Origin of the sequence: Pseudomonas sp. 06C 126, assembly GCF_001855215.1 — a bacterium.
GTDB classification, from domain to species: domain Bacteria; phylum Pseudomonadota; class Gammaproteobacteria; order Pseudomonadales; family Pseudomonadaceae; genus Aquipseudomonas; species Aquipseudomonas proteolytica.
In genome coordinates, this window is the sequence record NZ_MIFU01000096.1 from 1 (window position 1) to 11,599 (window position 11,599).

The following is an 11,599-nucleotide window of genomic DNA, read 5'->3' on the forward strand; positions in this document are numbered from 1 at the left end:
ACCTCCTGACCATGCGTATTAACCTGTAAACCATGTCCCCGGTTAGAAATGTAAACGATGTCCCCGGTTTGTACCGGGACAAGCCCCCTCGCCACAGTTATTTGAGGGCGGACAGGATCGCGTCCGGGTTGTATTCGCGAATCAGCGTGCCGTTCACATCCACAAACGGAATCCCGCCGCCGCCCAGCGCCTGATAGGCCTTGCGGCCTTCGGGATCCTTGTCGATATCCACGTTTTTGTAGGGAATGCCCTTCTGATCCAGGAATCGCTGGATCTGCTTGCAGTAGCCACACCAGTCGGTGGCATACAGCACCACCCGCGCTGACGCTCGGGTTTGCTCCGGGACCACCTGCGAGGGGTTGAACAGCCGCTCGATCTTGCCCCAGTGCTGGATCGCCACCACCACCAGCAACACCAGCAGGACTTTCTTCAGCACCCCGCCAAGCATCAGTTACGACGCTTGAGCTGGTCGGTGAGCTGGGTCGGCAGGCCCTTGATGATCAAGGTGCCGGCGGCTTCGTCATACTCGATCTTGTCGCCCAGCAAGTGCGCTTCAAAGCTGATCGACAACCCTTCGGCGCGCCCGGTGAAGCGACGGAACTGGTTGAGGGTGCGCTTATCTGCGGGAATTTCCGGCGACAGGCCGTAATCCTTGTTGCGGATATGATCGTAGAACGCTTTTGGCCGATCTTCATCGATCAACCCCGACAGCTCTTCCAGGCCCATGGGCTCGCCGAGCTTGGCCTGGCTGCTGGCGTAGTCCACCAGGGTCTTGGTTTTCTCGCGGGCCGACTCGTCCGGCAGGTCTTCGCTTTCGACGAAATCGCTGAACGCCTTGAGCAAGGTGCGGGTCTCGCCCGGCCCATCGACACCTTCCTGGCAGCCGATAAAGTCGCGGAAGTACTCCGAGACCTTCTTGCCGTTCTTACCCTTGATAAACGAGATGTACTGCTTGGACTGCTTGTTGTTCTGCCACTCGGACACGTTGATGCGTGCTGCCAGGTGCAGTTGGCCCAAGTCCAGGTGGCGCGAGGGCGTCACGTCCAGCTCGTCGGTCACCGCCACACCTTCGCTGTGGTGCAGCAGGGCAATGGCCAGGTAGTCGGTCATGCCTTGTTGATAGTGGGCAAACAGCACATGGCCGCCGACGGAGAGGTTGGACTCCTCCATCAGCTTTTGCAGGTGTTCCACGGCAATTCGGCTGAAGGCGGTGAAATCCTTGCCGCCATCGAAGTATTCCTTCAACCAGCCGCTGAACGGGTGCGCGCCGGACTCGGCATGGAAGAAACCCCAGGCCTTGCCTTGTTTGGCGTTATAGCTCTCGTTGAGGTCGGCGAGCATGTTCTCGATGGCAGCGGACTCGGCCAATTCAGAGTCACGGGCATGGAGAACTGCGGGCGTGCCGTCGGGTTTTTTGTCGATCAGGTGGACGATGCAATGACGGATCGGCATGGGCTTCTCGGCTGGTTGAGCGGGAGCGGTTGGCCTCCCGGAAAAAGTCGCCAGTGTACCGCACCCGTTGGTCGCGGCGTCGTTTGAAGCGGTTTCGGGAGGCCTCTGACGACCCATATGCCTTTTTTTCACGGTTTAGAGCGATAAAGCTGACCAAATGGGTAGGTAGAAGCGGATATTTCCCCGTCTCTGTGCTAGTTTTGCCCCGTCTTACGCGATGTCTCGGCGTTAAGCGTGCATTCAGCATTTGTCAGGTCGAACCAAACCCCGTTTCAAGCATCTATAACCCCGATCTCTCGCGGTTATGGCCAGGGGTGCCAGGCCATGACGGTCGGGCTCGATGGCTGACACTGCACTCTGCAATCCAAATGAATTTGATAGGGAAGGAACACCACAATGGCTATTACTAAAGACCAACTGATCGCTGACCTGGCTGAAGCAGTAGACGCACCGAAAACTACCGTGCGCGCTCTGCTGGACCAACTGAGCCAAGTTGTTGCTGACCAGCTGGAAAACGGTGGCGAAATCACTCTGCCAGGTGTTGGCAAGCTGAAAGTGACCGAGCGTCCAGCCCGTACCGGCCGTAACCCTTCGACTGGCGCTGCCATCGAAATCGCTGCCAAGAAAGTGATCAAGCTGGTTGTGGCCAAAGGCCTGACCGACTCGATCAACAAGTAAGACGCAGTAAAAAAACCGTGCACCGGAGCGATCCGGGCACGGTTTTTTGTTGCCTGCGTTTTTTGCTTTATCTGTAGGAGCGAGCAAGCTCGCTCCTACAGACGCGGGGTCAGCGCACCCAGCGCTGGCGCCAGATCTGCTGCTCGTTCTTGGTCTGGAAGGTCCAGGCCACAAAACGGCTTTGTTTCTGGCCCTGGGACATCTCCACCACCTGGCTTTCCAGGACACCGGCTTTTTTCAGGGCGGTCTCGATGGCGGGCAGGTTGGACGCTTTTGACACCAGGGTGCTGAACCACAGCACTTTATGGGCGAAATGCGCGCTTTCGGCGATCAATTGCGTGACAAACCGCGCCTCACCGCCTTCACACCACAACTCTGCCGATTGGCCGCCGAAGTTCAGCACCGGCAATTTGCGCTTGGGATCGGCCTTGCCCAGGGCGCGCCATTTACGCTCGCTGCCTTTGGTCGCTTCGTCCATGGAGGCATGGAACGGCGGGTTGCACATGGTCAGGTCAAACCGTTCACCCGGCTCCAGCAGCCCCAGCAGAATATGCTTGGGATTGGTTTGCTGGCGCAGTTGGATAACCTTGCTCAAGTCGTTGGACTGCACAATGGCCTTGGCCGCGGCGACCGCTGTCGGATCAATCTCGGAGCCGAGGAAGTTCCAGCGGTAGTCCATGTAGCCGATCAGCGGATAGACACAGTTGGCGCCCATGCCGATGTCCAGCACCTTGACGATCGAGCCACGGGGAATCTTGCCGTCGTTGACGCTGGCCAGCAGGTCGGCGAGGAAGTGCACGTAATCGGCACGGCCCGGCACCGGTGGGCACAGGTAGTCTGCGGGGATGTCCCAGTGCTGCACGCCATAGAACGCCTTGAGCAGCGCCCGGTTGAACACCCGCACCGCGTCCGGGCTGGCGAAGTCGATGCTTTCCTTGCCGTAGGGGTTGATGATCACAAACTGGGCCAGTTCTGGCGTGGTCTTGATCAGCGCGGGGAAGTCGTAGCGGCCCTGGTGGCGGTTGCGCGGATGCAGGGTCGCTTCCTTGCGCGGCACGACGGGCTTGGCCGTGGCGGCGGTTTTCGGCTTCTTGCGGGGCGGTTTGGGTGTGCTGGGGGCGGTCATGATGATTCTGGTGTTGGCTCAAAGTGGCGGCCATTGTCACACATCCTGAGCCCGACCCGGGCAAATGTGGGAGCTGGCTTGCCTGCGATAGCATCACCTCGATCTGCCTGATAGACCGAGTCGCTTGCATCGCAGGCAAGCCAGCTCCCACTTTGATTGGGTTTTCAACACAAAAAAAGAGGCCCGAAGGCCTCTTTTTTAACGCAGGCCGGCCCTTACAGGCTGGAAATCCGCGCATGTTGCTCCGCCAGCTTGCCCAACGCCTGTTCGGCTTCGGCCAGCTTGGCGCGTTCCTTGTCGATGACTTCGGCCGGGGCCTTGTCCACGAAGGCGGCGTTGGACAACTTGCCGCCCACGCGCTGCACTTCGCCTTGCAGACGCAGGATTTCCTTGTCCAGGCGCGCCAGTTCGGCGCCTTTGTCGATCAGGCCGGCCATCGGCACCAGCACTTCCATCTCGCCCACCAGTGCGGTAGCGGACAGCGGTGCTTCGGCGCCAGCCGCCAATACGGTGATCGACTCCAGCTTGGCCAGCTTCTTGAGCAGCGCGTCGTTCTCGGTGAGACGGCGCTGGTCTTCGGCGCTGGCGTTCTTCACGAACACCGCCAATGGCTTGCCCGGGCCGATGTTCATCTCGGCGCGGATGTTGCGTGTGCCAAGCATCAGGGCCTTGAGCCATTCGATATCGCTTTCGGCAGCCTCGTCGATGCGTGCTTCATTGGCCACTGGCCAAGGTTGCAGCATGATGGTCTTGCCTTCGATACCGGCCAGCGGCGCCAGGCGCTGCCAGATTTCTTCGGTGATGAACGGCATGAACGGGTGCGCCAGGCGCAGCGCCACTTCCAGCACGCGCACCAGGGTGCGGCGGGTGCCGCGCTGACGCTCGATCGGCGCGTTCTCGTCCCACAGCACGGGCTTGGACAGTTCCAGGTACCAGTCGCAATACTGGTTCCAGATGAACTCGTACAGCGCCTGCGCGGCCAGGTCGAAACGGAACTGGTCGAGTTGGCGGGTCACTTCGGCTTCGGTGCGCTGCAACTGCGAGATGATCCAGCGATCCGCCAGGCTCAGTTCGAAGGCTTCGCCGTTCTGGCCGCAGTCTTCGCCCTTGTCCAGCACGTAGCGCGCTGCGTTCCAGATCTTGTTGCAGAAGTTGCGGTAGCCTTCGACGCGGCCCATGTCGAACTTGATGTCGCGACCGGTGGACGCCAGCGAGCAGAAGGTGAAGCGCAGGGCGTCGGTGCCGTAGCTGGCGATGCCGTCGGCAAACTCGTCGCGGGTCTGCTTCTCGATCTTCTTCGCCAGTTTCGGCTGCATCAGGCCCGAGGTGCGCTTTTGCACCAGGGTTTCGAGGTCGATGCCGTCGATGATGTCCAGCGGGTCAAGGACGTTGCCCTTGGACTTGGACATCTTCTGGCCCTGGCCATCACGCACCAGGCCGTGCACGTACACGGTCTTGAACGGTACCTGCGGGGTGCCGTCCTCGTTCTTCACCAAGTGCATGGTGAGCATGATCATCCGGGCAACCCAGAAGAAAATGATATCGAAGCCGGTGACCAGCACGTCGGTGGAGTGGAACTTCTTCAGGAATTCGGTCTGCTGCGGCCAGCCCAGGGTGGAGAACGTCCACAGGCCAGAGCTGAACCAGGTGTCCAGTACGTCGTTGTCCTGTTGCAGCGCCACGTCCGGGCCGAGGTTGTGCTTGGCTCGCACTTCGGCTTCGTCACGCCCTACATAAACTTTGCCCGACTCGTCGTACCAGGCCGGAATGCGGTGGCCCCACCACAGTTGACGGCTGATGCACCAATCCTGGATATCACGCATCCACGAGAAGTACATGTTTTCGTACTGTTTGGGCACGAACTGGATGCGGCCATCTTCCACGGCAGCAATCGCAGGTTCTGCCAGCGGTTTGGTGGACACGTACCACTGGTCGGTCAGCCACGGCTCGATCACGGTGCCGGAGCGGTCGCCTTTCGGCACTTTCAGGGCGTGGTCATCCACGCTGACCAGCAAGCCTGCGGCATCGAAGGCGGTAACGATCTGCTTGCGCGCTTCGAAACGGTCGAGGCCGGCATATTCGGCCGGGATCTTGCCGTCGATGCTGTCGTTCAGCGTGCCGTCGAGGTTGAACACCTGGCAGGCCGGCAGAATGGCGGCGTTCTTGTCGAAGATGTTCAGCAGCGGCAGGTTGTGGCGCTTGCCGACTTCATAGTCGTTGAAATCGTGGGCCGGGGTGATTTTCACACAGCCGGTGCCGAATTCAGGGTCGCAGTAATCATCGGCGATGATCGGGATGCGACGGCCAACCAGTGGCAGCTCGACGAATTTGCCGATCAGTGCCTGGTAGCGCTCATCGTTCGGGTTAACGGCCACGGCAGAGTCGCCGAGCATGGTTTCCGGACGGGTGGTGGCGACGATCAGGTAGTCATTGCCCTCGGCGGTCTTGGCGCCGTCGGCCAGCGGGTACTTGAGGTTCCACAGGAAACCTTTCTCGTCGTGGTTTTCCACTTCAAGGTCGGAAATAGCGGTGTGCAGCTTGGTGTCCCAGTTTACCAGGCGCTTGCCGCGGTAGATCAGGCCATCTTCATGCAGGCGCACGAAGGCTTCCTTGACCGCTTCCGACAGGCCATCGTCCATGGTGAAGCGCTCGCGGCTCCAGTCTACGGACGAACCGAGGCGACGGATCTGACGGCTGATATTGCCGCCGGACTGATCCTTCCACTCCCAGATCTTCTCCAGGAATTTCTCGCGGCCCAGGTCGTGACGGCTCTGGCCGGTGGCTTCCAGTTGGCGTTCCACCAGCATCTGGGTGGCAATGCCGGCATGGTCGGTGCCCGGCTGCCACAGGGTGTTGCGACCCTGCATGCGGCGGAAACGGATCAGGGCGTCCATGATCGCGTTGTTGAAACCGTGACCCATGTGCAGGCTGCCGGTGACGTTCGGCGGCGGGATCATGATCGTGTAGGAATCACCCGCGCCTTGAGGGGCGAAGTAATTCTCGGATTCCCAGGTGTTGTACCAGGAAGTTTCAATGGCGTGCGGCTGGTAGGTCTTATCCATGCGCGGCGGGACCCTAGTTGGCATTTATTCAGGAAAGCCGACAAGTATAACGGGGGATAGGGGAGAGGGCGAGACGAAGAGAGGGGCCAAGGCTGGCGCGGGGCAAATGTGGGAACGGGCTTGCCCGCGATAGCGGTGTGTCAGTCATCGACAAATCGACTGATCCACCGCCATCGCGGGCAAGCCCGCTCCTACAGGGGATATCTATGTGGCTTAGGACTGGTACTGGCTGAGCAACCGCTCCATGCGCGCATCCATCCGGCGCTTGATCTCGGTTTCGATATGCGGGGCAAAGTCGTCGATCACGTCCTGCATGATCAATTGCGCTGCGGCGCGCAGTTCGTTGTCCAGGTGCAGCAGCAGGGCATCGGGGGCTTTTTCGGCGGCGGGCTCTGCCTGGACGACGGGCGGCTCCACAGGCTCGACAGCGGCGGGCTTGGCGTTGACCAGGTCGAACAGCAGGGGGATCTGCACCTCTTCTGCGACGGTATCGGTCAGCAGCGGCGGTTGCAGGTTGTCATCACCCAGCAACTGGCGGATCGACTCAAGGTCGTCCAGCAGGTGGTCGGAGGGTTTTAGCGGGTTGGAAGTGTCCATCATGTGCTCAGAGTCGCTGTAATCGGTGATCTTGCAGAGAATAGCCCTGTTCGCGGTAGAAACGGAAACTCTCCCGCGCGGCCTGACGAATAGCCGGATCTTCCACCACCACTTCCGCCACGCGGGCGAAACCCTTGGCGAAGGCCGGCACTTTCAGGTCCAGGTTGACCAATAGGTCATGGTGATCACCACAACTGTCGCCCAAACCCAGCACCACCAGCCCTTCGGGCTCAGATTCTGCGGGGCCGTGGGGCACGAAACTCTCACCCTTAAAGCGCCACAGGCGGGCATCGAGGTCGTCACGCTGGGCGGCGTCGCTGCAATGCAGGTAGATGCGGTGGCCCATGCGCCAGGCCTTTTCCGTGAGTTTGCAGGCAAAGTCCAGGCGAGCCGACGGATCGGCGCTGGGCAATATATAGAAGTCGACTTGGGTCATTACATGTCCTGCAGCGGCCTGCATGCTTTCCCCTGTAGGAGCGAGCTTGCTCGCGAAGAACTCAAGAGCAACGCGTTTATTCAGGCTGTACGCGTTATCGTTGACGTTTTTCGCGAGCAAGCTCGCTCCTACAGGCTCAAGCAGGGGCCGTGATGTTTAGGCCTTGGCGCGATCCAGCAGGTACTGGGTCAGCAGCGGAACCGGACGACCGGTAGCGCCCTTGTCCTTGCCGCCGCTGGTCCAGGCCGTGCCGGCGATATCCAGGTGGGCCCAGTTGAAGTTCTTGGCAAACCGCGACAGGAAGCAGGCGGCGGTGATGGTGCCGGCCTTTGGCCCGCCAATGTTGGCGATGTCGGCAAACGGGCTGTCCAGTTGCTCCTGGTACTCATCGAACAGCGGCAATTGCCAGGCGCGGTCGTCGGCAGCCTTGCCGGCGCTGAGCAGTTGTTCGACCAGTTCGTCGTTGTTGCCCAAAAGGCCCGAGGTATGGGAGCCCAGGGCCACGATGCAGGCGCCGGTCAAGGTAGCAATGTCGATCACCGCTTGCGGCTTGAAGCGCTCGGCGTAGGTCAGGGCATCGCACAGCACCAGGCGGCCTTCGGCATCGGTGTTGAGGATTTCCACGGTCTGGCCGCTCATGGTGGTCACGATGTCACCGGGGCGGGCAGCACCGCCGCTCGGCATGTTCTCGGCACAGGCCAGGATGCACACCAGGTTGATCGGCAGCTTGAGTTCGAGCACGGCACGCAGGGTACCGAAGACACTGGCGGCACCGCCCATGTCGTATTTCATCTCGTCCATGCCGGCGCCCGGTTTGAGGCTGATACCGCCGGTGTCGAACGTGATGCCTTTACCGACCAGGGCGAACGGTTTGTCGGCCTTCTTGCCGCCGTTGTATTGCATGACGATCAGGCGCGGTGGCTGGTCGCTGCCCTGGCCCACGGCATAGAACGAGCCCATGCCCAGGTCCTTGATCTTCTTCTCGTCCAGGACCTCGACTTTCAGGCCCTTGAACTCTTTGCCCAGGGCCTTGGCCTGTTCGCCGAGGTAGGTTGGGTGGCAGATGTTTGGTGGCATATTGCCCAAGTCGCGGGTGAACGCCATGCCGGCCGCGATGGCCTGGGCGTGGGTGGCGGCGCGCTGCACTTCAGCCTGGGCGGCCTTGATGGTCAGCAGGGTGATTTTCTTCAGGGCGCGGGGTTCGGCTTTCTGGCTCTTGAACTGATCGAAGGTGTAGCCGCCATCCAGCAGGGTTTCGGCCAGCAGGCGGGTCTTGCCGTAGCTGTCGCGGCCCTTGACCACGATTTCGTCCAGCGCCAGTGCCGCATCGCTGCCGCCCAGGCCCTTGAGGGTGCTGAGGATACCGCTGATGATCTTGCGGAACGGGCGGTCGCCCAGTTCGGCGTCCTTGCCCACGCCTACCAGCAATACGCGGTCGGCTTTAAGGTTGGGCAGGCTTTGCAGCAGCAGGCTTTGCCCGACTTTGCCGGCCAGGTCGCCACGCTTGAGCACGGCGCTGATGGCGCCACCGCTCAGTTCGTCGACTTGTTTGGCGGCGGCGCCGAGCTTGCGGCCTTCGCCGACGGCGACCACGAGGGTGGCGGTCTTCAACGTTTCGGGGCTAACGCTTTTTACAACCAATTCCATGTTCGGGTCCCTTATATAAGGTCAAAGAGCCTGGAGTCTGTACTCCGGCCTGTAGGCTGGGCCACCTGTGGGTGACCGCGACAAAGCCCGCAGTTTGTACCGCGCCGCCCGAGCCTGACAACCCTTGAAGCCAGCTTTGTGCACCGGTGTGAGCAAGCTCCGTGACAGGCGCCGACAATCACAGGATAATGCGCCATCTTTTTCGCCGGCCCGTGTCAACGGGGCGACTTGATATGCTTGCTTGTTTGGCCGCCTTAGCCTGACAACCCTGGAGTGTCTGGTTTGATCGTCTTCCGTTATCTGTCCCGCGAAGTCCTGCTGACCCTGAGTGCCGTGAGTGCGGTATTGCTGGTCATCATCATGAGTGGTCGTTTCGTCAAATACCTGGCCCAGGCTGCCTCGGGTGCCCTGGATCCGGGTTCTCTGTTCCTGATCATGGGTTTTCGCCTGCCAGGCTTCCTGCAACTGATCCTGCCCCTGGGTCTGTTTCTCGGGATCCTGCTGGCCTATGGCCGGCTCTATCTCGAAAGCGAGATGACCGTACTGTCGGCCACCGGCATGAGCCAGCAGCGGCTGTTGGCCATGACCATGGTTCCGGCCACCGGCGTGGCGCTGGTGGTGGCCTGGCTGAGCCTGAGCCTGGCCCCCCAGGGCGCCATGCAGTTTCAGCTGGTGCTCAACAAGCAGGACGCCATGACCGAGTTCGATACCCTCGAGCCGGGCCGCTTCCAGGCGCTCAACGACGGCACCCGGGTGACCTACACCGAGCGCATGACCGATGATCGGGCCAACCTCGGTGGTGTATTCATCTCCGAGAAACGCCTGGGCCAGGACAAGAAAGACCGTGGCATTTCCGTGTTGGTGGCCGATAGCGGGCGCCAGGAAGTGCGTCCGGACGGCAGCCGCTACCTGATCCTGGAAAACGGCTACCGCTACGACGGCAGCCCCGGCCAGGCCGACTACCGCGCCATCAAGTACGACACCTATGGCGTCATGCTGGCCCGGCCGGATGTGAGCAACGAGGTCACCGACCGCGATGCGATCCCGACCCAGGCCCTGATCGGCAGCCAGGAACGGCGCTCGATTGCCGAGCTGCAATGGCGTATTTCCCTGCCGTTGCTGGTGTTTATCGTCACCTTGATGGCGGTGCCACTGTCCCGGGTCAACCCGCGTCAGGGCCGCTTCCTCAAGTTGCTGCCGGCGATCCTTTTGTACATGGCCTACCTGACCATCCTGATTTCCGCCCGTGGCTCCCTGGAGAAGGGCAAGCTGTCGCCGACCCTGGGGTTGTGGTGGGTCCACGGCATCTTCCTGATGATTGGCCTGGGCCTGCTGTACTGGGAACCGATTCGTTTGAAAATGCAGAGCCGTCGCGGCATGAAGGAGATGGCTCGTGGGTAAGTTGGATCGCTACATCGGTAGCAGCGTACTGGTCGCCATCCTGGCGGTATTGGGCATCATCCTCGGCCTGGCGTCGTTGTTTGCCTTCATTGATGAAGTGGGCAACGTCACCGATACCTATACGGTCACTGACGTACTGAGCTACGTGGCGCTGACCGCGCCGCGCCGGCTCTACGACATGATGCCGATGGCGGCGCTGATCGGTTGCCTGATCGGCCTGGGCAGCCTGGCCAGCAACAGCGAACTGACCATCATGCGCGCAGCCGGGGTGTCCATTGCCCGTATCGTCTGGGCCGTGATGAAACCCATGCTGCTGCTGATGGCCGCCAGCGTGCTGATCGGCGAATACGTGGCGCCACCGGCGGAAACCACAGCCCAGGCCAACCGTGCGCTGGCCCAGGGTTCGGGCGATGCCCAGAGCTCCAAGCGGGGCCTGTGGCACCGCCAGGGTGATGAATTCATTCACATCAACGCGGTGCAACCCGGCGGCCTTTTGGTGGGTGTCACCCGCTATCGCTTTGATGACGAGCGCCACATGCTGTCGTCGAGCTTTGCCAAGCGGGCACAGTTCAGTGACAACCAGTGGGTGTTGAGCGATGTCACCACCACCCATTTCCGCAATCCTGGCAAAGGCACCGAGGCCAGCACCGAAGTGATCAACGAGCCGACCCAGGCCTGGGACATCGCGCTCAAGCCGGAACTGCTCAATACCGTGGTGATGATCCCGGAAAGCCTGCCGATCTCCGGTTTGTGGAGCTATATCCACTACCTCAAGGAGCAGGGCCTGAACAACGGCCGCTACTGGTTGGCATTTTGGGTCAAGGTGTTGCAGCCGGTGGTGACCGCCGCGCTGGTGCTGATGGCGATTTCGTTTATTTTCGGCCCGTTGCGCTCGGTAACCCTGGGCCAGCGTGTATTTACCGGGGTATTGGTCGGTTTCACCTTCCGCATTGCCCAGGACCTGCTGGGGCCGTCGAGCCTGGTATTCGGCTTCTCGCCGCTGTTTGCGGTGCTGGTGCCGACCGGCATCTGTGCCCTGGCCGGGTTCTGGCTGCTGCGGCGGGCCGGTTGATCCGCGCGTGTTGAACAAAAAATGCCCCATTCGCAAGAACGGGGCATTTTTGTTATTGGTCGCCAAAGATGACGTCTGGCCCGAGCATCAGGTACAATTCCCGGCTATTTTTCAGCGGGCAATCTGCC

At 60.9% G+C, this 11,599-nt stretch carries 10 protein-coding genes; 3 read left to right on the forward strand and 7 right to left on the reverse strand.

The annotated features are described in order from the left end of the window. Positions 1 to 97 precede the first annotated feature (97 nt). Both BHC62_RS18035 and yejK read right to left on the reverse strand, forming a co-directional pair. Complete coding sequence (locus tag BHC62_RS18035; protein WP_070995711.1) at positions 98 to 448, reverse strand: glutaredoxin family protein; 351 nt, start codon at positions 446 to 448, stop codon at positions 98 to 100. Then, entirely contained in the window at positions 448 to 1,452 is a 1,005-nt protein-coding gene (yejK, locus tag BHC62_RS18040; RefSeq protein WP_029297499.1) for a nucleoid-associated protein YejK, read from the reverse strand. The genes BHC62_RS18035 and yejK overlap by 1 nt, the downstream gene beginning before the upstream one ends. Before the next feature lie 396 nt (positions 1,453 to 1,848). On the opposite strand from yejK, the gene BHC62_RS18045 reads away from it, so the two are divergent. Further along, positions 1,849 to 2,130: an HU family DNA-binding protein gene (locus BHC62_RS18045; RefSeq protein WP_029297497.1), complete on the forward strand. Its 282-nt coding sequence runs from the start codon at positions 1,849 to 1,851 to the stop codon at positions 2,128 to 2,130. A gap of 109 nt (positions 2,131 to 2,239) precedes the next feature. On the opposite strand, the gene rlmF is transcribed toward BHC62_RS18045, so the two are convergent. The 5 genes from rlmF to BHC62_RS18070 all read right to left on the reverse strand — a co-directional run bounded on the left by rlmF (position 2,240) and on the right by BHC62_RS18070 (position 8,998). Then, positions 2,240 to 3,256 carry a 23S rRNA (adenine(1618)-N(6))-methyltransferase RlmF gene (gene rlmF / locus BHC62_RS18050; protein ID WP_029297495.1) on the reverse strand — a complete coding sequence of 339 codons (1,017 nt, stop codon included), beginning with the start codon at positions 3,254 to 3,256 and terminating at the stop codon, positions 2,240 to 2,242. Positions 3,257 to 3,471: 215 nt separating this feature from the next. After that, the gene (locus BHC62_RS18055) at positions 3,472 to 6,318 is read right to left on the reverse strand and encodes a valine--tRNA ligase (protein ID WP_070995712.1); all 2,847 of its coding nucleotides are present in this window, start codon (positions 6,316 to 6,318) and stop codon (positions 3,472 to 3,474) included. A 213-nt stretch (positions 6,319 to 6,531) separates the two neighbouring features. After that, positions 6,532 to 6,915 carry a DNA polymerase III subunit chi gene (locus BHC62_RS18060; protein ID WP_070995713.1) on the reverse strand — a complete coding sequence of 128 codons (384 nt, stop codon included), beginning with the start codon at positions 6,913 to 6,915 and terminating at the stop codon, positions 6,532 to 6,534. Positions 6,916 to 6,922: 7 nt separating this feature from the next. Then, positions 6,923 to 7,351: a DNA polymerase III subunit chi gene (locus BHC62_RS18065; protein ID WP_029297488.1), complete on the reverse strand. Its 429-nt coding sequence runs from the start codon at positions 7,349 to 7,351 to the stop codon at positions 6,923 to 6,925. A 156-nt stretch (positions 7,352 to 7,507) separates the two neighbouring features. Beyond that, positions 7,508 to 8,998, reverse strand: coding sequence for a leucyl aminopeptidase (locus tag BHC62_RS18070; RefSeq protein WP_029297486.1), 1,491 nt, complete (start codon positions 8,996 to 8,998; stop codon positions 7,508 to 7,510). Between the two features lie 282 nt (positions 8,999 to 9,280). On the opposite strand from BHC62_RS18070, the gene lptF reads away from it, so the two are divergent. Together lptF and lptG are read left to right on the forward strand one after the other, a co-directional pair. Next, positions 9,281 to 10,399: an LPS export ABC transporter permease LptF gene (gene lptF, locus BHC62_RS18075; protein ID WP_029297484.1), complete on the forward strand. Its 1,119-nt coding sequence runs from the start codon at positions 9,281 to 9,283 to the stop codon at positions 10,397 to 10,399. After that, positions 10,392 to 11,471, forward strand: a complete 1,080-nt coding sequence (lptG, locus tag BHC62_RS18080; RefSeq protein ID WP_029297482.1) for an LPS export ABC transporter permease LptG — start codon at positions 10,392 to 10,394, stop codon at positions 11,469 to 11,471. Before lptF ends, lptG begins: the two co-directional genes overlap by 8 nt. Positions 11,472 to 11,599 lie beyond the last annotated feature (128 nt).

What these genes read in the sequence shown, in the direction of transcription:
- BHC62_RS18035 (WP_070995711.1), bottom strand. Translation starts at nt 448, where the DNA reads ATGCTTGGCGGGGTGCTGAAGAAAGTCCTGCTGGTGTTGCTGGTGGTG.
- yejK (WP_029297499.1), bottom strand. Translation starts at nt 1,452, where the DNA reads ATGCCGATCCGTCATTGCATCGTCCACCTGATCGACAAAAAACCCGAC.
- BHC62_RS18045 (WP_029297497.1), top strand. Translation starts at nt 1,849, where the DNA reads ATGGCTATTACTAAAGACCAACTGATCGCTGACCTGGCTGAAGCAGTA.
- rlmF (WP_029297495.1), bottom strand. Translation starts at nt 3,256, where the DNA reads ATGACCGCCCCCAGCACACCCAAACCGCCCCGCAAGAAGCCGAAAACC.
- BHC62_RS18055 (WP_070995712.1), bottom strand. Translation starts at nt 6,318, where the DNA reads ATGGATAAGACCTACCAGCCGCACGCCATTGAAACTTCCTGGTACAAC.
- BHC62_RS18060 (WP_070995713.1), bottom strand. Translation starts at nt 6,915, where the DNA reads ATGGACACTTCCAACCCGCTAAAACCCTCCGACCACCTGCTGGACGAC.
- BHC62_RS18065 (WP_029297488.1), bottom strand. Translation starts at nt 7,351, where the DNA reads ATGACCCAAGTCGACTTCTATATATTGCCCAGCGCCGATCCGTCGGCT.
- BHC62_RS18070 (WP_029297486.1), bottom strand. Translation starts at nt 8,998, where the DNA reads ATGGAATTGGTTGTAAAAAGCGTTAGCCCCGAAACGTTGAAGACCGCC.